This is a genomic window from Aeromonas sobria (assembly GCF_000820145.1).
In the GTDB taxonomy this organism is placed as follows: Bacteria; Pseudomonadota; Gammaproteobacteria; order Enterobacterales; family Aeromonadaceae; genus Aeromonas; species Aeromonas sobria.
Map to the genome: position 1 here is coordinate 166221 of NZ_CDBW01000045.1, position 20661 is coordinate 186881.

Annotated in this window: 20 protein-coding genes and 1 pseudogene; 14 read left to right on the top strand and 7 right to left on the bottom strand. The window is 59.2% G+C overall.

Annotation, left to right across the window (positions count from 1 at the left end):
* Positions 1 to 96 precede the first annotated feature (96 nt).
* Positions 97 to 600 carry a thioredoxin domain-containing protein gene (locus BN1135_RS20315; protein ID WP_396027182.1) on the top strand — a complete coding sequence of 168 codons (504 nt, stop codon included), beginning with the start codon at positions 97 to 99 and terminating at the stop codon, positions 598 to 600.
* Between the two features lie 39 nt (positions 601 to 639).
* Here BN1135_RS20315 and rimI read toward each other — a convergent pair whose 3' ends face one another.
* Both rimI and BN1135_RS20325 read right to left on the bottom strand, forming a co-directional pair.
* Positions 640 to 1089, bottom strand: a complete 450-nt coding sequence (gene rimI, locus BN1135_RS20320; protein ID WP_042024384.1) for a ribosomal protein S18-alanine N-acetyltransferase — start codon at positions 1087 to 1089, stop codon at positions 640 to 642.
* Positions 1090 to 1198: 109 nt separating this feature from the next.
* A complete protein-coding gene (locus tag BN1135_RS20325) occupies positions 1199 to 1633 on the bottom strand; it encodes a DNA polymerase III subunit psi (RefSeq protein ID WP_042024386.1) in 435 nt (144 codons plus the stop codon).
* A gap of 268 nt (positions 1634 to 1901) precedes the next feature.
* On the opposite strand from BN1135_RS20325, the gene BN1135_RS20330 reads away from it, so the two are divergent.
* The 10 genes and pseudogenes from BN1135_RS20330 to BN1135_RS20370 all read left to right on the top strand — a co-directional run bounded on the left by BN1135_RS20330 (position 1902) and on the right by BN1135_RS20370 (position 12996).
* Positions 1902 to 3515, top strand: coding sequence for an ATPase RavA domain-containing protein (locus tag BN1135_RS20330; RefSeq protein ID WP_042024388.1), 1614 nt, complete (start codon positions 1902 to 1904; stop codon positions 3513 to 3515).
* A 9-nt stretch (positions 3516 to 3524) separates the two neighbouring features.
* Complete coding sequence (gene viaA / locus BN1135_RS20335) at positions 3525 to 4979, top strand: ATPase RavA stimulator ViaA (protein ID WP_042024390.1); 1455 nt, start codon at positions 3525 to 3527, stop codon at positions 4977 to 4979.
* 182 nt (positions 4980 to 5161) lie between these two features.
* On the top strand, positions 5162 to 7033 hold the full coding sequence (locus BN1135_RS20340) for a tetratricopeptide repeat-containing diguanylate cyclase (RefSeq protein WP_052443870.1): 1872 nt from the start codon (positions 5162 to 5164) through the stop codon (positions 7031 to 7033).
* A gap of 136 nt (positions 7034 to 7169) precedes the next feature.
* Positions 7170 to 7745: pseudogene (locus BN1135_RS20345) on the top strand (VWA domain-containing protein); the annotation flags it as partial.
* Positions 7746 to 7773: 28 nt separating this feature from the next.
* Positions 7774 to 9444 carry a diguanylate cyclase gene (locus tag BN1135_RS22590; protein WP_263053675.1) on the top strand — a complete coding sequence of 557 codons (1671 nt, stop codon included), beginning with the start codon at positions 7774 to 7776 and terminating at the stop codon, positions 9442 to 9444.
* Positions 9441 to 9674, top strand: a complete 234-nt coding sequence (locus tag BN1135_RS22595; protein ID WP_254783806.1) for a GGDEF domain-containing protein — start codon at positions 9441 to 9443, stop codon at positions 9672 to 9674. The genes BN1135_RS22590 and BN1135_RS22595 overlap by 4 nt, the downstream gene beginning before the upstream one ends.
* Positions 9675 to 9889: 215 nt before the next feature.
* Positions 9890 to 11479, top strand: coding sequence for a peptide chain release factor 3 (prfC, locus tag BN1135_RS20355; protein ID WP_101317961.1), 1590 nt, complete (start codon positions 9890 to 9892; stop codon positions 11477 to 11479).
* A 57-nt stretch (positions 11480 to 11536) separates the two neighbouring features.
* Positions 11537 to 12013 (top strand): ASCH domain-containing protein, encoded by a 477-nt coding sequence (locus BN1135_RS20360; protein WP_082186854.1) that lies wholly within the window; start codon positions 11537 to 11539, stop codon positions 12011 to 12013.
* 119 nt (positions 12014 to 12132) lie between these two features.
* On the top strand, positions 12133 to 12471 hold the full coding sequence (locus tag BN1135_RS20365; protein WP_042024393.1) for a nuclear transport factor 2 family protein: 339 nt from the start codon (positions 12133 to 12135) through the stop codon (positions 12469 to 12471).
* Positions 12472 to 12546: 75 nt separating this feature from the next.
* A complete protein-coding gene (locus BN1135_RS20370) occupies positions 12547 to 12996 on the top strand; it encodes a GNAT family N-acetyltransferase (RefSeq protein WP_042024395.1) in 450 nt (149 codons plus the stop codon).
* 175 nt (positions 12997 to 13171) lie between these two features.
* Here the strand turns inward: BN1135_RS20370 and BN1135_RS20375 are convergent, their stop codons facing one another.
* The 3 genes from BN1135_RS20375 to mdtH form a co-directional block, all read right to left on the bottom strand.
* A complete protein-coding gene (locus BN1135_RS20375) occupies positions 13172 to 13633 on the bottom strand; it encodes an acyltransferase (RefSeq protein ID WP_042024397.1) in 462 nt (153 codons plus the stop codon).
* Positions 13630 to 14559 carry a bifunctional helix-turn-helix transcriptional regulator/GNAT family N-acetyltransferase gene (locus tag BN1135_RS21860; protein ID WP_042024398.1) on the bottom strand — a complete coding sequence of 310 codons (930 nt, stop codon included), beginning with the start codon at positions 14557 to 14559 and terminating at the stop codon, positions 13630 to 13632. The genes BN1135_RS20375 and BN1135_RS21860 overlap by 4 nt, the downstream gene beginning before the upstream one ends.
* A 133-nt stretch (positions 14560 to 14692) precedes the next feature.
* Entirely contained in the window at positions 14693 to 15889 is a 1197-nt protein-coding gene (mdtH, locus tag BN1135_RS20385; RefSeq protein ID WP_042024401.1) for a multidrug efflux MFS transporter MdtH, read from the bottom strand.
* 92 nt (positions 15890 to 15981) lie between these two features.
* Here mdtH and BN1135_RS20390 point away from each other — a divergent pair, with 92 nt between their 5' ends.
* Positions 15982 to 16875: a LysR family transcriptional regulator gene (locus BN1135_RS20390; protein WP_042024402.1), complete on the top strand. Its 894-nt coding sequence runs from the start codon at positions 15982 to 15984 to the stop codon at positions 16873 to 16875.
* A gap of 32 nt (positions 16876 to 16907) precedes the next feature.
* Here the strand turns inward: BN1135_RS20390 and BN1135_RS20395 are convergent, their stop codons facing one another.
* The gene (locus BN1135_RS20395) at positions 16908 to 18683 is read right to left on the bottom strand and encodes a M4 family metallopeptidase (RefSeq protein ID WP_042024406.1); all 1776 of its coding nucleotides are present in this window, start codon (positions 18681 to 18683) and stop codon (positions 16908 to 16910) included.
* A gap of 347 nt (positions 18684 to 19030) precedes the next feature.
* Here BN1135_RS20395 and BN1135_RS20400 point away from each other — a divergent pair, with 347 nt between their 5' ends.
* Together BN1135_RS20400 and rimJ are read left to right on the top strand one after the other, a co-directional pair.
* A complete protein-coding gene (locus BN1135_RS20400; RefSeq protein ID WP_042024410.1) occupies positions 19031 to 19585 on the top strand; it encodes a GNAT family N-acetyltransferase in 555 nt (184 codons plus the stop codon).
* Positions 19585 to 20136, top strand: a complete 552-nt coding sequence (rimJ, locus tag BN1135_RS20405; protein WP_042024412.1) for a ribosomal protein S5-alanine N-acetyltransferase — start codon at positions 19585 to 19587, stop codon at positions 20134 to 20136. The genes BN1135_RS20400 and rimJ overlap by 1 nt, the downstream gene beginning before the upstream one ends.
* Before the next feature lie 63 nt (positions 20137 to 20199).
* Here rimJ and BN1135_RS20410 read toward each other — a convergent pair whose 3' ends face one another.
* Positions 20200 to 20448: a hypothetical protein gene (locus BN1135_RS20410; RefSeq protein ID WP_042024461.1), complete on the bottom strand. Its 249-nt coding sequence runs from the start codon at positions 20446 to 20448 to the stop codon at positions 20200 to 20202.
* Positions 20449 to 20661 lie beyond the last annotated feature (213 nt).

A 20661-nucleotide genomic window follows, 5' to 3' on the forward strand; every position in this document is an offset into this window, starting at 1 on the left:
ATGCCTTTGCGCAGGCTGGCCGATACTGCAGATGAGTGCTTGAGGGGTAACGATATGAATCTGTGGGTGAAAGGGGCGTTGGCTGCGGTTGGGCTCATGGTGGTGGGTGGTAGTGCGGCCTGGTTTTTTGTGGGCCAGGCGCCGAAGGCCCCTGCCAATCCCTGGTATCAGGGGGCTGATGGGTATCATCTGGCACAGCAACAAGCGCTGGCGTTGGGTTATCCGCTGCTCTATGTGCTGGAGACTCCCAAGTGCCGCCGTTGTGGCGATTTGGAGAAGAAATTCTGGCAGAGCGAGGAGATGGCTGACCCGCTGGCCAAGCTGGTGAAGGTGCGCCTCAATCCGGGTAAGGGGGATGGCAGCGAGCAGATTTTGCGCCGCTTCCCCAAGGTGGCCACGCCGCCCGGCATTTATGTCCAGCCGCCTGGCCAGCCCCTCAAGCCCATCAAGATAGTGGTGGATATCGACCAGATCTGGATGCCGGGAAAAACCTGGCAGCGGGGCTTCTATATGCCGCTCTCTGCCGCAGGGTTCGAGGCGGTACTCCACACCACCCTGGCTTTGCAGGATCCCGCACTGGATAACGCGCCCCTGGAGTGAAACGGGGCAAGGCGGTTTAGTGTGGCGAGATGTGCTGGATCAGCCGAAATCGAATAGCCGAGACATCAGCACCGCATCTTCCCGATCGTTGCCGGTGCCGTAGTAGTCGGCGCGTCGGCAATATTCGGCAAAGCCGGCGTTCTCGTAGAGGGAGATAGCGGTTTTATTGCCCGCCCGCACCTCGAGAAACCAGGCCTCGGCCCCTGCTTGTTTGCTGCGAGTCAGATAGGCCTGCAACAGCGCCCGTCCCAATCCCTTGCCCTGAAACGCCGGATGCACACAGATGTTCATCAGCGAGCTGTCACCGGCCACCAGATCCGAGATATAGAAGCCCGCTGGGCGACCGTCAACCAGCATCAAGCCGTTGAGATAGCGTGGCCCGAAGCAGGAGAGCAGGTTGGCCTGACTCCACGGTTCCTTGTGAGCGGCTTGCTCGATGGGATAGACAAGGTCGAAATCGCTCTCGATCAGGGGACGAAACTCAGGCATGGGGGCTCCGGATGGCAGGATTGTGGGCACAAGGGTTGGCAGGGACGGCGTTTGTAAAATCAGGTAAAAAGAGCGGCATCACAGTGGGACTTAGCGGCATGATGCGAGATCACGCCGCGCTGGCCGCAAGGTGCTGGCGCAGCTGTTGCCATAGGGCGCGCTTTTGCGCGGCGCTGGGGACGAGGGGGCAGATCAGCGCATCCGGCCGCTCGGGGTTGGCTTCCGTCAGCCAGAGCAGGGGAGACGTGTCCGCTGTTTGCAGCTCGACGGGCGGTAATTCGCTGAGCAGGGAGACCTCGTCGGGCGTCATGCCCAGCAGTTGGCAAATATCCGCCAGCAGCGTGGTGACAGGCAGCCGGGGCGCCAGCAGCCAGAGTTTACCAGTGGGCAGCGGGGCGCTGATGGCCGGGGCCGTCTGGCTGGGCTGAGCGGCATGTTGCTCAAGCTCGGGAGCGGTGGCTGCGCCCAGCAATGCCGGACGACGCAGCTGCCAGCTTTGAATACCCATGCGGGTCAACATGCTCTGACGTACGGGATCTTGCATCGGGGGCGACTCACTCTTGATCTGCGTTGGAGAAAATAGTGCTGCGAAGGGTACACTCGAACCGCTTTTGCTGCACCCCTTTGCAAAGCGTTGTCAGCAAAACAGCGCTGGCAGCGGATCCTGGGGATCTTGCGTTTTTTCCTGCCAGAGTCGGGTATTCTGCGGCAAGAGATACCAGAATAAACATCATAACAAGACAAAACCCAAGGCCGAGCAAATGGATATCGCGCCTTGGGGCCATCATCAGCCCAGCTTCGGAACAGTCTCTATGTCGTCTTTAGCTCAAGCACAGAACCCTGCGCGTGTCATTCCCATCCAGGAGCGGCTGCCTCGACTGCTGGCAGCCCTTGGCGAGGGGCTCTATGAACGGCAGGATGCGTTGCGACTCGGTTTGCTGGCAGCCCTCAGCGGCGAGAGCGTCTTCTTGCTGGGGCCGCCCGGCATCGCCAAGAGCCTGATTGCCCGCCGCCTCAAGCTGGCATTTCACGATGCCCGTCACTTCGAATATCTGATGACCCGTTTCAGTACGCCGGAGGAGGTGTTTGGCCCCCTCTCCATTCAGGCATTGAAGGAGGATGGCAAATACCTGCGCCTCACCGCCGGTTATCTGCCGGAGGCCGAAGTGGTGTTCCTCGACGAGATCTGGAAGGCGGGCCCCGCCATCCTCAATACCCTGCTCACCGCCATCAACGAGCGGCAGTTCCGCAACGGCGACAGCCAGCACCCCATCCCGATGCGCTTGCTGGTGACTGCTTCCAACGAGCTGCCGGCGCCGGATAGCGGGTTGGAAGCGCTCTACGATCGGATGCTGGTGCGGATCTGGATGGATCGGGTGCAGGAGAAGTCGAACTTTCAGGCGATGCTGGCCAGCGATGGCCATGCCCATCAGAACCTGCCGGAATCCTTGCAGATCCGGGGGGATGAGTACGAACAGTGGCAGAGCCAGATCGAGCAGGTTCGCCTGCCGGATGCCTGTTTCGAGCTCATCTACCAATTGCGCCAGCAGCTCGACAGCCAGCTGGCCCACCGCTGCTATGTGTCGGATCGCCGCTGGAAGAAGGCGGTACGTCTCATCAAGGCGAGCGCCTTCTTCAATGGCCGCGACGAAGTGGCGCCCCTCGACCTGCTGTTGTTCAAGGATTGCCTCTGGCATGACGAGGAGTCCCGCACCGCCCTGCTGGAGATGATGACCGAGTTCTCCCGTCTCTATGGCTATCAGCAACTGGCGATGACCCGCCAGCTGCTGGCCCTGCGGGATCAATTCAAACAGCTCAAACAGAGCGTGGCTCAACGGCTCTGCACAAAGGCGCGGCAACGCAAACAGTGGTTTGGTCGCCGGGCCCGGGGCATCGAGATCCCGCTCGCCAATGCCAGACCCTTTGGTAAACAGGTGCACTTTCACTTGCTTACTCCGGCACCGCTGGATGGCAGCGATCCCGAGCGGCTCACCAACACGCTGGTGTTCGATCGCACCCTGCTCTCCCATTGGCACCCTACCGGCGAGGCACTGGTCGGCTATCAGTTTGGCAATCCAAAGGCAGGGCACTACGAGCTGGTGCTGGATGATGAGCTGCGGCTCCAGGTGCTCGATATCCAGCGCCAGCAGATCCCGCTGGTGTTGATGGAGCGCAACGCCATCCCCGAGGTGGTGCTGGAGCCCTGGTTGCAGGCGCTTGATGAGCAACTGCTCCGGGTCAGCAAGTTGATGCAAGAGCTCAAGCAGCAGCGCAGTCTGTTCGAGCGCCATCAACAGCACCTTTTTATTGCGCAGCGCTGGTTGCAGCAGGTGGAAGACAGCTTCTTCGTGCTGAACCGGGATCTCGAACTGCTGCACTGCGAGCTGGCGCAGTGGCGCGAGCGGTTGCCAAGGTTGGACGAGTAAGGAGCGCTCATGCTTGAGATCGGCATGCTGGATTTGGGGCTCCTCATTGGCGAAGGGGAGCTGGCGGGTGAGATTGCGCTATTGCTGGCGGCGTCGCCCAAGATTTCCGAATTTATCCGGCGCTCTCCGCTACAGGGCAAACTGCTGAAAAAGCGCCTGCAGAGCTGGGGCGAGCAGCTTGGCGAGGAGATGCGCCACAAGCCGGTGCCGGTGGTGCTGGAGCAGGAGTACCTGCTCTATCAGGCGCACCGGCAACTGCCGATGACCGAGCTGATTGGCCGCCTGCCCAGCCTGCTGGAGTCGCTGGAGCAGTACAGCCCCTTCGCCGGTGAGGCCCGATCCTTGGTGCGCCAGCTGATGGCCCACCCCACCGAGGGGCTGCGCCAGCTCTTTATCGACAAGTGGCGCGCCAGTCTGGTGGGGAGCCTGCTGCAACTGCAGCAGCAGATCGCCGAAGCGGAGCGGGAGAAGCAGCGTCAGGAGATTGAAGATCAGCTGCTGGCGAGCCGCACCCTGGCCGATGCCCTCGATCCCAACAAGATCTCCGCCGGTGGCCTGTGGGATCTGGCGCAGGGGAGCTGGCACAAGCGCAGTCTGGTGCTGGTCAAGCAGTACGCCCGTATGTTGCAGCGTGAGCCGCTGCTGGCGGAGATTGCCGGTCTGCTCGGGCGCAGCGAGCGGGATCGGCGGGCGCAGGAGCAACCGGTGCCGCCGGTCGAGGTGCTGGAGCTGGAGCCTGCTCCCAGCGACGATGTGCCGGACGATCTGGTGGGGATCCATCAGGCGAGCGATCTGATGCGGCTGCTGCCGAGCGAGGCGGTGATGCTGGCCCTGCCGGAGTTGGAGCTGGAGTTCTATCGCCGCTATCTGGAGCGGCGCCTGCTCAGTTACCAGTCGCGCGGGACGTTGCCGCGCCAGCGCATCATGCTGCGAACCCCGGAGCAGGGTGGCCAGCAATTGCAGCAACGGGGCCCCTTTATCGTCTGTGTCGATACCTCCGGCTCCATGGGGGGGTATCCCGAGGAGTGTGCCAAGGCGCTGTTTCTGGCGCTGCTCAAGGTGGCGATGGATGAGAAGCGCGGCTGCTACCTGATGCTCTTCTCCACCGAGGTGGCGACCCTCGAGATCACCGCCGATACCGGTCTGGACAAGGCGGAGCGCTTCCTCTCCATGAGTTTTCACGGCGGTACCGACCTGGTGCCCTGCCTTGAGAAGGCGCTGGCCAAGCTAGATGATCCCGCCTTTGCCAAGGCGGATGTGCTGGTCATCTCCGACTTTATCGCCCAGAGCCTGCCCCATCCCCTGCTCGATCAGATGAACCGCTATCGTCAGCGCCAGACCCGTTTTCACGCCGTCGCCATGTCTCGCCACGCCAAGCAGGCGCTGTTGCGGGTCTTTGACAACAGTTGGCTGCTCGATTGTGGCCTGCGCGGTCGGCTGCTGCGCCGCTGGCAGCAGCACTGAATCCCCATTGTCGGGGGCATGCCATTCTCCCGCGATATCAATCGTCTCTGCTCAGTGACCACCGCCGGGCACCCAACGAACAGCTACTGCTCACAGTGACCTGAGTCACGTTATTCAGTCACAGTCCAGTTAGGGAGGCTATAATCGCGCCCCCGCGATTTACTGAGAAAGACACCGCCAAGATGGGTATTCTCCATTGTTTCATCTGTTTACTGCTGATCACGGTTCCATCCATTGGGCGAGCGGATACCCTTGCCCCCTCGGCGCTCTTGCAAGAGCTGCAGGCGCTGGAGGAGGATTTCTCCTATAGCGAAAATTATCGGCAGCGGGTGGCTCAGCTGGTCAGCCAAAAAGAGCAGCATTCGAGCGCAATCCAGAGCCGGATCGCCCAACTGCAGTGTGACTCATGGTCTGCCAATCATGTCAGCGATTATCTGCAGGGGATCCAGTTTGCCGAGCGTGAACTGGGGATAATCAAGGGACGCAAGAATCTTTACAGTGAAGCAGGGCTCCGGCTGTGTCGTGGCTGGTTCAGGCAGCGTCTTGGTGACATCGCCAAGGCCAAAGATGATTATGATGCCACGTTGTCGATGGCCAGCCAGCTGGGTGATCTCCGGTTACAGGCCAAGGCCCGCAGTTATCTCGGTACCATGCTCGCTTCACAAGGAGACATGTTGGAAGCGCTGCATAATCTCAAGCAGGCCAAGGCGCTTTATGATGGTCTGGGCTTGACCCGTATGAGCCTGCGTCAGCAGACCCTGATTGCCAACACCTATCGGCGGATGGGGAGCTACGTTCAGGCTGAAGTGCTCTTCGATGAGTTGTTGCAGAGCTATCGTGATAGCGGCGATGAGGGGGTGCTCAATGATCTGCGGGTCTATCAGGGTATTCTCTATTCCAAAACGGGTCGCGATGAAAAGGCCATTGCCCTGCTGACCCTTGCCGAGTCCTATTTCATGGCACAACAGCTGTGGATGGAGGTAAGCGAAGTGCGATTATGGTGGGCCAATGCGCTGCTCGCCTTGGGACGGGTGGACGAAGCCTTTGCCAAGGGGGATTGGCTAGATCTGCCACAGCCAGACCATGAAGTTGAACCGATCCTGCTTGCCATGCGCAACTTGCTGCGGGGGGCGGTCATGGAGCGAAAAGGGCGTTATCAGCAGGCCGTTGATTATATTGAATTGGCTATTCCGACCCTGACGTCCGAGGCCCATCAGGAGATGCTGGCAAAAGCCTATCGCATTGAATCGTCAGCGCTGAAGTCGTTGGGCCGTTACCAGACCAGCTTGCAAAAGCTGGAGCGTTATATCGAAACCTATCAGCAAGTTGAGCTGGAGCTGCAGGGGCATCGGCGGTTGCAGATGCTCCTTGAGCAAGACCTTGATCAACAGAAGCAGGAAAACGAGCGACTGCAGGTGCGGCGCAAAATGCAGCAGCAAGAGTTGGCAGCGCTTGAGGCTGCACGCCGATGGCGGATGATGGCGGTTGTGTTCGGGGGCGGGATGCTGATGCTGGTATTGCTCTATCAGTTGCAGCGTGGCCGCACCTTGCGTCAGTTGACTCTGACGGATGAGTTGACCGGTATCCAGAATCGCCGTCAGGTTCAGTTGCAAGCCGAAGCGCTGTTTTTGCGTGCCAAGAGCGGTCATCTCAATCATCTCTCCGTGCTTATCGTCGATATAGATCACTTCAAACGGGTAAACGACCGACTGGGTCATCTGATGGGTGACAAGGTGCTCACAGACGTTGCACGCACCATATCAGCTTCATTGCGAGGCCAGGATCGGGTGGGCCGCAACGGGGGAGAGGAGTTTATGGTGCTCTTGCCGGGGGCGCCTCTTGCTGCAGCGGGTGAAGTGGCCGAGCGGATCAGGCTGCAGGTGGCTAACTTGCGAGTTGATGGTGTGCCCGACACTATGCCGATCCGGGTCAGCATTGGGTGTGCGCAATATGACCTGCGGGATAGCGAGTTATCCAGGTTGGTACACCGGGCGGATATGGCGATGTACCGTGCCAAGGAGAAGGGGCGGGACCGGGTCGAATTGGCAAGCTAGTCATTTACGGCGACTCATTCCCGCGCTGTCGATGCGCTGACAAGTCTGCCCGCTTGCATGGGGCGGGTCGTCTGGCGACACGGCAATCTGGTCAGGCTGTCATGGCATCATGCAGTTAGAACGCGGGCTGGGTATTTTTCACTCGCGCGGGACGTTGCCGCGCCAGCGCATCATGCTGCGAACCCCGGAACAGGGTGGCCAGCAGTTGCAGCAACGGGGCCCCTTTATCGTCTGTGTCGATACCTCCGGTTCCATGGGCGGTTATCCCGAGGAGTGTGCCAAGGCGCTGTTTCTGGCGTTGCTCAAGGTTGCGATGGATGAGAAGCGCGGCTGCTACCTGATGCTCTTCTCCACCGAGGTGGCGACCCTCGAGATCACCGCCGATATCGGTCTGGACAAAGCGGAGTGCTTCCTCTCCATGAGTTTTCACGGCGGTACCGACCTGGTGCCCTGCCTTGAGAAGGCGCGGGCCAAGCTCGATGATCCCGCTTTTGCCAAGGCGGATGTGCTGGTCATCTCCGACTTTATCGCCCAGAGCCTGCCCCATCCCCTGCTCGATCAGATGAACCGCTATCGTCAGCGCCAGACCCGTTTTCACGCCGTCGCCATGTCCCGCCACGCCAAGCAGGCGCTGTTGCGGGCCTTTGACAACAGTTGGCTGCTCGATTGCGGCCTGCGCGGTCGGCTGCTGCGGCGTTTTCAGCACAATTAACAGCCTGCTGGGATATAAATAGTGCCTGGTGACTGCTTTGGTGGTTTATTCTGGTTCTACTGCGGGTGGATGGAGGGTTGATGTGAAGCTTTATCCGTGTTGTGTATTGCTGTTGGCATTGAACACTATGGCTGAACCGGTTTCACCCATCCAGTTGGAGAGTGAGCTTAATACGCTGGAGCAGACTTATCTCTCTGATCGCGAATTGGGCTTGAGAGTTCAGCGATTGAAGCAGGATTTGTCCGCTTACACTCCGGCGCAACAGATGCGGATTGCTCGCTTGGCCTGCAGACTTCAATCGGCAAACGAGACGGCGGAGTATCGTCAGGCGATGCTCTATGCTGACGAACACCTTCAGCGAGCTACTGCACAAGGTGATCTATTTGCCCGCAGTGATTTTGTCCTTTGCCGTGGCTGGTTTCACCAACTGCTCGGGGAGAACGATAAGGCTCGTCTGGATTATGATCTGGCACTGACGTTGGCTCGTGATGCCGGTTCTCTCAAACAACAGGCAATTGCCTTGTCCTACAGAGGTTCCCTTTTTTCCTTTCAAGGGCTTCCTGCCAAGGGACTCAGAGACCTGATGCGCTCGTTGCATATCTACGATGCCCTTGCCCTCTCAAGTTGGTATGGAAAAGTGCAGTTGGAAATTGCGGCGACCTACCGTCGTATGGGGCTGCTGGGGCCTGCCAATCGCTTGCTCGATGAGTTGGAGATGCAGTTACAGCCAAGCAGTGATCCCGATATTTTCTACGAGCTTTATCGGCAGAAAGCGATGGTGGCAAACGGCATGGAGCAGTTCCAGGCTGCCATTGATGAGCTGGATAAGGCGACGGCGCAACACAATGAATTAACTCCTGTCGAAAAAGGATTATTACAGCTGGATAGGGCTGAGGCGCTGCTGGGGCTAGCCAGATATCCAGAGGCAATGGTGCAGCTTGAGCAGGCCGGTGTGGTGTTTAAATCAGACATTGACCCTCTGTTTCATAGTTATTGGCACTTGCTGATGGCTCAGGGGGGGATTATGGCGGGAGAATATGCCAATGCGCTTCGGCATCTCGCGATGGCTGAACCGACCCTCTTGCGCGAGGATAACCAGCGTTTTTTGATCAAGGTGACATGGTTGCGCAGTCAGGCGCTCGAGGGGATCGGAAAAACCGGTGAGGCGCTGGCTGAGTTGCATCGTTATGTGGCCCTCAAGCGGGTATTCGAACAGGAAATGCAGGACCAGAGCACCTCCTGGGTGCGTGGCGAGTTTGAGCTGGCCCGTCAGGAGGGTGAAAACAAGCGACTGCGGGTTGAACAGCTATTGCAGCAACAGGAGCTGGCACTAGCCAAAGAGCGTCGTTTCTGGTTGCTGGCGGTACTGCTGCTTTGTGGCGGGTTGGCCTTGCTGACGACGGGGTGGTTACTGGATCGCAACCGTCGGATGCATCGGCTGGCCTTTACCGATGAGCTGACCGGTCTCAACAACCGGCGACGGGTATTGTGGCGTGGGAATACACTGTTTGAACTTGCCCGTCGGCAAGGTGCACCATTTAGCTTACTGGTCTTCGATATCGATCACTTCAAGCGGATCAACGATACCCTCGGCCACCATCAGGGGGATCGGGTTCTGCAATGGCTCTCGCAAGCCGCAGCGAGCCAGTTACGGCCCCGAGATGTATTGTGGGGCGTACCGGTGGGGAGGAGTTTTTGATCCTGCTGCCGGATACCGGTTTGGAGGATGCACGTGGCGTAGCGGAGCGGATCAGACAGGTGGTCGGCAAGCGAGCCTTGCCTGGGCTGTCGTACCCCGTCACAGTCAGCATTGGCTGTGCTTGTCTGCGGCAAGAGGACAGGGACATCACGGCCCTGATCCAGCGAGCAGACAATGCGCTGTACCGTGCGAAAGGGGCCGGGCGCAACCGGGTGGAAACAGACGACTGACGGGCTGGGTATTTTTCACTCGCGCGGGTATAATGTCGCGCAATTTTGCTTTGACTCAGGCGAGAAGACCCATGTAACGCAGCCCTCCTCCCTCTTTCCACCAGGTTGGCAAAACGCCAGCTGGCGTGGCTTCGTTGCGTATACATGTGCCGTGAGCGGCATTCCGGATTTATTCCCACGGTGGCTGATGCTACCGCTCAATAGAAGAACGTTGAATTATGTCAGCTGAATTTCTGAGTGAAGTCTCCAAGAGACGCACTTTTGCGATCATTTCGCACCCGGATGCGGGTAAAACCACCATCACCGAAAAAGTCCTGCTGTTCGGACAGGCCATTCAGCGCGCCGGTACCGTCAAGGGCCGTGGTTCGGGCCAGCACGCCAAATCCGACTGGATGGAGATGGAGAAGCAGCGTGGTATCTCCATCACTACCTCGGTGATGCAGTTCCCCTACTCCAACTGCCTGGTCAACCTGCTCGACACCCCGGGTCACGAGGACTTCTCTGAAGATACCTACCGTACTCTCACCGCTGTGGATTGCTGCCTGATGGTGATCGACGCCGCCAAGGGTGTTGAAGACCGGACCCGCAAGCTGATGGAAGTGACCCGGCTGCGTGACACCCCGATCCTGACTTTCATGAACAAGATGGACCGCGAAGTACGCGACCCGATGGAAGTGATGGATGAGGTGGAGCGCGAGCTGAAGATCATGTGCGCCCCCATTACCTGGCCGATCAGCTGTGGTAAATCCTTCAAGGGTGTCTATCACCTCTACAAGGACGAGACCTATCTCTATCAGACTGGTCAGGGCCACACGATTCAGGAGAAGCGGGTAGTCAAGGGGCTGCATAACCCCGAGCTTGACGCTGCCATTGGCGAAGACCTGGCCGCCCAGCTGCGTGGCGAACTGGAGCTGGTGCAGGGTGCCTCTCCCGAGTTCGATCACGAGGCTTTTATCGCTGGCGAGATGACTCCGGTGTTCTTCGGTACTGCACTGGGCAACTTCGGTGTTGACCACATGCTGGATGGTCTGACTGACTGGGCACCGTCCCCGATGCCGCGCAAGGCCGAGAGCCGTGAAGTTGCTGCGACCGAGGAGAAATTCTCCGGCTTCGTATTCAAGATCCAGGCGAACATGGACCCGAAGCACCGCGACCGTATTGCCTTTATGCGAATCGTGTCAGGCACTTACAGCAAGGGCATGAAGATGCGCCATGTGCGGATCGGCAAGGATGTGAACATCTCCGATGCCGTCACCTTTATGGCCGGTGACCGCGAGCAGGCGGTGGAAGCCTGTGCCGGTGACATCATTGGTCTGCACAACCACGGCACCATCCAGATCGGCGACACCTTCACCCAGGGTGAGGATCTCAAGTTCACCGGTATCCCGAACTTCGCCCCGGAACTGTTCCGCCGCATCCGCCTGCGCGATCCGCTCAAGCAGAAGCAGCTGCTCAAGGGGCTGGTTCAGCTCTCCGAAGAGGGCGCCGTGCAGGTGTTCCGTCCGCTGATCAGCAACGATCTGATCGTGGGTGCGGTCGGTGTGCTGCAGTTTGACGTGGTAGTTTCGCGCCTGAAGAGCGAGTACAACGTCGAAGCCCTGTACGAGGCGGTCAACGTCTCCACCGCCCGCTGGGTGGAAGGGACCGACGTCAAGAAGTTCGAAGAGTTCAAGCGCAAGAACGAGGTCAACCTGGCCCTCGATGGCGGTGACAACCTCACCTATATCGCCCCGACCATGGTCAACCTGCGCCTGGCTCAGGAGCGCCACCCCGACGTGGAGTTCCGCCAGACTCGCGAGCACTGATACTGCTTACCAAATCCCGCCAGATGGCGGGATTTTTTTATGCATCAAGGAGAGGTGATGGTTGAATCGATGAATCCTGCCTGCTCGGCTCTGGCTGAGCGTTATCTGTTATCCCTGCCGGTGGCAGCACGGGCTCGTCATGTCTCAGCGGACTACTTCTGTGCTGATGAACACAATGCCAACCTCTGTGCCGCGCTGGTGGTAGCAGGACGCAAGCGAGCGACCTGTAGCCTCGCTTACTGGTATCTGGAGAAGGGCGAGCGGATACCGGAACAGGGGGACTTGCTGGTGGTAACCGACTGGAGTGGTCTGCCCAAGGCGCTGGTTGAAATAGTCTCGGTCACCTTGTGCCCATTCGATGAGGTTGATGCTGCGTTTGCCGCCGAGGAAGGGGAGGGCGATGGCTCTCTGGCTTGGTGGCGCGAGGCTCATAAGGCCTTCTTCGAGCGCGAGATGAAGGCGGAAGGAAGAGAATTTGATGAGCAAGCCACGCTGGTACAGGAGCGATTCCGAGTAGTGGCGCTGCCGCAGTAAAGGGGAATGGCGGCAATAAGGGCATTGCATGCAGGCTGGCAAGGCGATAGCTACCTGGAGATTGATTACTGAATAAAAAAATAGGATAAATGATTTTGTTTTCAAAAGAGGAGATAAGGATGTCCATTACCCAGCCCATCGAGGCACAGTTTGAGGCCTACAATGCCCACGACATCGACGCGTTTGTGGCCTGCTTTGCCGAAGATTTCAAAGGCTACCGGATGCCGACCGAAACCCCTTCCCTTGACGGCAGGGAGGCTCTGCGGGCCTTCTATGCCGCTCATCGTTTCAACAACCCTTTGCTCAAGGCCGAGCTTGTTGCCCGAACTCTGCTCGGCAACAAGGTGTTCGATCACGAGCTGATTTATGGTCTCTCCCCTGAGCCCATTGAAAGCGTGGCGGTGTTCGAGGTGGAGGATGGTCTTATCAAGACCGCTTGGTTCTATTTCCCCTCATAAACTCGACACTGTATTTGCCATACGGCCTCATCCGATTGCACGAGCACGTATAAGGAAGGGTCGCAAGGAGATGACATGCAGATTTTCCAGGCCACGTTGGCCCATCTTGAAGAAACCAGCCGTCTGTTTGATGCCTACCGGCAGTTCTATGGGCAAGCGCCTGACAGTGGTGAAGCAATCAGATTCATTAGGGCACGTCTTGACGTTGCCGATTCAGTCATCTTTCTGGCGTGGAACGAGGCGGGAGAGTGTACAGGTTTCGTCCAGTTGTATCCGGCATTCTCTTCAGTCGCGATGAAAAGGATGTGGTACCTCAATGATCTCTATGTGGCCGAGTCAGCTCGCCAGCAGGGGGTGGCAAGAGCACTTCTAAAACGGGTGGCCAGCTTTGCCGGGGAGACGGATGCCCTGACCGTCAAATTGGCGACTGCTGTATCCAACCATCATGCTAAATTACTTTATGAATCAGAGGGATATGAAAAGGTAACCGCCTTTGATCACTATACCCAGCTGGTTGGGGTGTGACAGGTGTTTTTGTCGCTATCTATGTGGTGAATGGCGAGCCGCTCTTTAGGGAAGAGCGGCTCGAGTCAGTGGCCGCGATGTGAGGTTATCGGGCTCGTGGGCTATCAACAGATGTCCTGTATGGCCCCCTTCTCTCCTTACGGGAGAAGGGTTGGGGGGGGAGTAGCGTCGATGGTTAGAAAGTGCGTAGCAATCGGGCTGGGTTGCCAGCATAGGTGCCAGGTACAGTGATGTCTCGGGTGACGACGGCTCCGGCACCGATGACGGCGCCCCGGCAGATGCGTACCGGCAAAATGGTGGCATTGGAACCGATGCAGACCTCATCCTCAATGATGGTTTGGCCCCAGTGGGACGAGTCCGGGTCGGGGGTACCACTTTTGAACAGATCGTTGGCAAACATTACCCCGTGGCCGATAAAGCACTCCTCCCCGATGGTGACATGCTCGCAGATAAAGGTGTGCGACTGGACTCTGGTTGCGCAGCCAATGGTGACGTTGGCCTGTACTTCCACGAAGGGGCCGATAAAGACATCGTCAGCCAGAGTGCAGCCGTAGAGATTGACGGGTTCAACCAGTTTTACCCGCTCACCGAAGCTGACATTGTGGATGCCCGTGAGGTGGTGTGTCGGCTTGTTCATGGCGCGTTCCTTTCTTTCAGATCTATCACCATGCAGATCTCGCAATCTCCGTGGCCGGTGCAGCCGAGTGGGCTGGGCAGGTGTACAAAGCCCAGTGATTCATAGAGGCTGGTGGCTTCCCGCAGCACCTCTGTGGTCTCCAGATAGCAGCGTTGATAGCCGAGTGCCCGCGCCTCATCGATCGCCTGCAAGACCAGCCGCTTGCCAAGGCCCAATCCGCGCAGGGCGGGCATAAAGTACATCTTCTGCAGTTCGCAGACCTGATCCTCTTCCCCCGCCAGCGGTGCGATACCGCCCCCGCCGAGAATGGTGCCATCGGGTCCTTCGATAACCCAGTAGCGGCTCTTCTCCCCCTGATAGCTTTGGGAGAGGGTGTCGAGATTGGGATCCGAGACCCCATAGCCCTTGTCGGCGGTGAGGCCATATTCGGCCGATACGGCGCGGATCACCATGGCGATCTGGGGATTGTCCGCCGCCGTGATGGGGCGGATCTGGTAACCCTGCTGGCGGCGGGCGCGGGAGAGGGCGCTGCGATAGAGCCGCAACCCTTGCCACAGCTGTTCCCGCTCGGGCAGGCTCAACTGCGCCAGCATCTCCTCCATCGCAGCGTCCATCTCCAGGTGCAAGGTCAACAGCATGGCCTGGCCGTGTACGGTGAGGCGAGCCTCCTTGCTACGCCCGTCGGAGGGGTGCGGGTGCCAGCTGATCAGCTCCCGCTCGGCGAGGCGTGCCAGCGGGCGGCTGGCATTGGATTTGTCGATGTGCAGTTTTTCTGCCAGCTGCTGGTTGGTGGCAGGGGCGTTTTCCAGCTCGATCAGCAGGTGAGCTTCGATGGGGGTGAGGGCCAGATTGCCGCACTGCTGGGAGAGCATGCCGAGTTCGCGGACCAGATCGCGCGACAGGGCGCGCAGGGGACGGGGATCCATATCGTGGGTTCCTTTTTAGTTGTGCATGACAACCAATATAGTATGAAGGTTGTAATGCGCAACCTTTTTAACGCCATGGTTGCACCAATGGCGAACGGCAGCCAAGAGGGGCTGCCGCAGGCAAGGTGGTTCGTCAGGCGGCGGCTCTGATGGCCAGTTCCGGGCGGCGGGAGAAGCAGCGGGCGAGCAGCAGCATGGTGGCAACGCCAATGGTGCCCAGCACCAGCCAGGGCAGGGCCGGTTGTCCCTGTTGCAGCGAGAAGTCATAGAGGGAGCCGCCGCCCACATAGCCGGTCATGCCTCCCAGCGCCAGCCCGAGGCGGCTGAAGCCCATGTAGCTGCCACGGGCATTGGGGTTGGCGAGCTTGGTCATCAGGGTCTCCCGCGCCGGTTCACAGATGATGATCCCCAGATAGAAGCAGGCCAGCAGTACGAAGATGCCGGAGAGGGTGCTGACAAACGCGACCAGCCCGATCCCCACCGTCATCAGCAGGATACCGGCCATCAGTCGGCTCTCCAGCCGATAGCGCCGCTCACTGAAACGGGCGATGGGGTAGAGCAGTGCCAGCGACAGCGCTGTTTCGAGGCTGTACATCCAGCCTACCGCCGTGGTGGTGCCGGCCAGTTGCTTGACCAGGATCGGGAAGATCAGCATCACCTGCACCCACAGCATGTAATAGCCGCTCAGGATCAGCACCAGCCGGCAGAAGGCGCGATCCGCCAGTACCTTGCCGAGCCCTTCCCGCATCGGGGTCGGTTTGACGGAGATGCGGTAGGCGGGCAGCAGGGTCCAGTTGCACAGGGCGGCCAAAGTGAAGAGCCCGGCCCCCAGCAGGCAGACATAGGTGAAGTCGAAGCGCAGCAGCCAGCTGCCGAGCAGCGCGCCGGTCACGGCTCCTGCGCTTTCGAGCATCATCAGCAGGGAGATAAAGCGGCTCCGTTCACGGGGGCGGGTGAACTTGATCACCAGCGCTGCCCGTGGCGGGTCGAACAGGCAGCCGCCGAGGCCGGATAGAAAACAGGAGAAGATCAGCATGGCGCCGCTGTCGGCCCAAGCCAGGGTGGCGAAGCCCACCGCCCGCAACAGCATGCCGGTGACGATGAGCGGGCGGGCCCCGAAGCGGTCAGCCAGTGAACCACCGAAGATCCCCAGCCCCTGCTGGGTCAGCTGACGCAGACCAAGAGCCAGCCCCACCAGACCGGCCGCCCAGCCTAGCTGATCGACGAAGCGCAGACTGATCATCGGCATCACCACAAAGAACCCTAGGATCACCAGGGTGGTATCCAATGCCAGAAACCAGCGTCCCCAAAACCTTGCCCTATCGACCATAACGCCCTCTCATTAACAGATACCTTCATTCTGGAGAGGGTTTAGATATAGTGGTAGACGACAACTACCTATATTTCATATCAGGATTATTTATGTCTATGGATCTGGACGATCTGCAACTGCTGCTGGATGTCGCCGAGCTGGGCAGTTTTAGTCAGGCAGCGGCTATTCGTAGTTGGTCGCAGCCACTGGTCAGCCAACGCATTGCCCAGCTCGAACTCAGTCTCGGGTCGCCGCTGTTTCAGCGCCATCGGCGCGGGGTGACGCCGACCCGTGCCTGCGAGCAGTTTCTGCCATCGGCCCGTTCGGCACTGGCCACCCTGAATGAGGGGCGACTGGCACTGCAGGGGGCACCAGCCTTGCCTTGCATCCGTCTTGCCAGCTTACCCTCCCTCACCGCTGTGGTATTCGGTTCCTTGTTGATGGAGCTGGTGGACGAGGCGTTCGAGATCCGCTGCACCACGGATCACTCCGGGGTCATCATGCAAGAGTTATTGACCGGGGTGACCGATATCGGCTTTGTGCTCAAGTGTCCGCCGGTTGCAGGCCTGCAGATGGAGCTGCTCTGTTGTTCCCCCATCATTGCTATCGCCTCGCCACTGCACCCACTGGCGGGGCGCCCGGGTCTGACCCTGCAGGATATCGCCGATCAGCGGTTGGCACCCCAGGTGTGGGGCCCCGGTTGTGATTCCTTTATCCAGCAGTTGCGGCGACTGCGGCGGGCGGCAAGCCCCCTGCATGCGGTGCAGCCCGCCAGTGCGGCGCGGGATCTGGCGCTGGAGCACGGTTTTATCACCCTGATGCCGGAGCTGGCCATCAAGCGGGATCTGGAGGTGGGTCGACTGGTCAGGCTCGATGTGCGTAATTTGCCGCAGGATCACTGGGACGTGATGATGGCCTGGCGCGGCGGAAAACGGCCCAATCCGGCCCGGGAAGCTGTGCTGGCCACCGCTCGTTCGCTGGCCAAACGCTGGCGTAATGAGTAGAAAGGTGCGGGACAATGCCCGCACCGGATGACTCAGTAGCTGGCCTTGAGGGTCACGCCACTGAACGCTGCAAACCCTGACAGCTGCACATGCCAGGTGCCCGCCTTGGGATTGGTGAATGAGCAGCTTTCGTTATTGCCACCCTGGTAGGGACGGCAGTCGTAACTGCTGCTAGTGGGGGCGCTGCCAAAGCGGACGTAAAGGTCGGCATCACCGGTGCCGCCGCTGCTATTGATCTGCAGTGACTTGGTGCCCGCCGGTACGGTCAGGGTGTAGTTGAGCTTGCCTCCCTTGCTGGCGGCGAGGTTGCTCAGCGGCACGCCGTTTTGCAGCACGTTGTCGCTCGGTGGCGGCGTGGTGCCGCAGCTGGCATCGACCCCGACGGTCTGGAAGGCGCGCGCTACATCCGCCTGGCTGTAACCCAGATCGGCGGTCGCCCGGCTGACGCCACAGGCCCCTTGCTGGTAGTTGGTGTTGGCGCCCCAGTAGAGGCGGTTGGCCAGCACGAACACTTCAAACGCCTTGCGGGTGTTCCAGCCGCTGCTGGTGGCGAGCAGGTAGAAGGCGCGGTTGTAGACCCCGGAGCTGTGGTGTACATCCATCCCCTCCTGATAATCGGCCGCATGACCGATGGAGTTGCCATCCCGGGTTGGATCCTCGAAGTAGCGCAGGGAGCCGTTGCCCTTGAAGATCTGGGCGCCGACCAGCCAGTCGTTGCTCCCCTTCATGTAGAACTCGGCCGCTTCCCCTGCCATGTCGGAGAAGGCCTCGTTGATGCCACCGGATTGTCCCGAGTAAACCAGCCCGGAGTTCTGTTCTGTGAAGCCGTGGCTCACTTCGTGGGCTGCCACATCCAGGCTCACCAGCGGGTGGAAGGTGGTGGCGCCGTCACCAAAGGTCATCTGGCTGCCATCCCAGAAGGCGTTCTCGTAATTCTTGCTGTAGTGAACCCGCATCTTCAGTTTGAAGGTCAATGGTGCCGTGTTGTACCAGTTGCGGTACATGTCGAACACCACGTTGCCGAAGTAGTGGGCGTCGTTGAGGGGCGAGTAGGCGCCGTTGATCTCCTTGACCCGGTTTTCCGGGCAGGTGAACTGGTGGATGGTACCGCCTGTGGTGGCGTGGTTGAGGTTGATGGTATCGACGTTGGGGCTGGTCATCCGGCAGTTGTCATCGACTATCAGCGGGCCAAAGTCAGTGCCATAGAAGTATTTGCCGGTCTTGATGTTGCCCCCGGGGCCGCTGGCGTCCTTGTGGTTGATCCCCTCCCAGCGTTTGAGCTCTTCACCGCTCTGGGCATCGAGAATGACGAAGGGGCGGCTCGGCTTGTCACCTTCCGCGATGAAGGAGACCTGATAGACCAGCCGGGCCAGCCCGTTCTCGTCCTGCATCACGTAGAGTTTGACCTGCTCGTTGCTCCCCTTGCTGCCCGCCTTGGCCTTGCTGGCGGCATCCTGTGGCGAGAGAGTGGTGGCCGGGCTTGCCACATCCTGATCGATCTGGCGCAGCATGCGCCCGCTGGCCTGTTGCAGTTGGCCGTTCAGGCTCTTGTCAGTCACTACCCCCTGACCCATCACCGGGATGCCGTTCCAGACCTGCTCGTAGCGGATCCGCTGCTGTCCGTTGGGCAGTTTGACCACCCGCACCTGACGAAACTCGCCATCTTCCAGCTGCAGGGTGCCGCTCGCGGCACTGAGGCCGGTCATGGCCCGGATGCCGTTTGCCGTTACGTTGATCTCTACTTCTTGCGCTGCCAGTGCGGCGCCTCCCCAGCAGGCCAGCACAACGGCCAGATAAATTTTATTCATCTCTTCTTTCCTTAAATCGATGAGGTTGATGAACCGACCCATGGTCGGGCGCTTTGAAGCTAGTGCCGGTGAGGGAAAGTGCCCCCTGTCAAATGTGACAGCGCAGCACAAAGGGGTAGCAGGATCTGCCAAAGTGCCTCTTGGGGGCATTCGTCGGCATCATGTGGAGAGCATCATCCTGTTTCAGTCACTCCCCTTTCTCTTTTGAGGGAGGCGCAAACTTGCGCTGCCACCCTCTGCGGGATCTGCCGGAAGATCGCGCTAAAAGTGGTTGGCGTGACCAGTAGCAATTGGCTACATTGGGTGGCTGGTTCGCTATTTGAACACTGATTTGAAAGGAGAATCCCATGTTTTCATGGCAGTTGGACGATGAGCTTGCACTGCTCTTCTTGCAGCCCGATATGGCGAGCGAACTGTTTGCCCTCTGCAATAACAACCGGGAGTACCTCTCCCAGTGGCTGCCCTGGCCGCCGCTGATCCAGCGCCCCGTCGACAGCGCCCTCTTCATTCGCAGTGCCATCGAGAAGTTTGCCCGGGGCGAGGGGCTCACCACTGCCATCGAGTATCAGGGGGAGGTGGTGGGTGTCATCGGTTACAACAGCATCGATCACGATCTTGGCAAGGTGGTTATCGGTTACTGGCTGGCGGAGCGCTGGCAGGGCAACGGCATCATCACCCGGGCCTGTCAGGCCTTGATCCATCACGCCTTTGAGGAGATGGGGATGGAGAAGGTGGAGATCAGCGCTGCTACCGATAACGAGCCCAGCAGAGCCGTCTGTGAACGGCTCGGCATGCAGCAGGAGGGGGTGACCCGGCGCGCAGAGCGGTTGGGCAACCGGATTGTGGACCACGCTCACTACAGCCTGTTGCGCGATGAGTGGCTAAGTCAGAGGGAGATATGATGGTGCTGCCACATATCAAGACGGCCCGTAGCCATCTGACCATACTGTCGCCGGATCAGGCCCCCATGATGCTCGACTTCTACCGGCGTAACCGCGCTCATCTCGCCCCTTGGGAGCCATTGCGGGACGAGCACTTTTATACCCTCTCTTACTGGCATGCCCGGCTGCAGGACAGTTACAGCCAGTTCTTCAACGGCACTGGCGTCAGTCTGGTGGCGCTGGATCCGACAGGGGAGCGGGTAATCGCCACCTGCAATTTCAGCAATATTCTGATGGGCGTCTTCAAGGCGTGTCATCTGGGCTACGCCATCGACCAGCAACAGCAGGGGCAGGGGATAATGCGGGAAGTGCTATCTGCGGGTATCGACTATCTGTTTCGGGAGCATGGCCTGCACCGGATCATGGCCTGCTATATGCCGGTGAACCAGCGCAGCGGCGCGCTGCTGGAGCGGCTCGGTTTCGAGCGGGAAGGGTTCGCGCGCGAGTATCTGATGATCAATGGCCGCTGGGAGGATCACATCCTCACCTCCCTCATTAATCCCGAGTCCTGATCAACAGATAAAAAAAACGGGCCCGAAGTTGCCTTCGGACCCATCTTCGAATGAGGTGCAGGCTTATTTAGCCTTGGCATCGCTCACTGCAGCTTCAACCTTGGTAGCTACGTCAGCGGCAGCTTTTTCTACGGTTGCAGTCGCTTCGGAGGTGGCCTTCTCTACAGTAGAGGTGGCTTCGCTAGCGGCTTTTTCTACAGTTGCAGCAACTTCGGCGGCCGGAGCAGCAGCAGGAGCGGCAGCTTTCTCTTCTTTCTGACCACAAGCGGTCAACATCAGACCCAGGATACCGGCTACCAGTACTTTGTTCATGTGCATACCCTCAAAAAAAGATGGAGAGATGGTCTGTGCAACCATCACAGCGCCCGCTGTGACCCGGTATTGAAAAAAGAGGCCGGGCGGCAGAGAGCGCGCGAAATATAGCCCCATTAGTGACCAATGAAAACGGATATCACAATGACATTTTTTCGTGCCGTGGATGAAAAGCACCACTGCAACGACGAATATCAATATAAGATGCCGTCA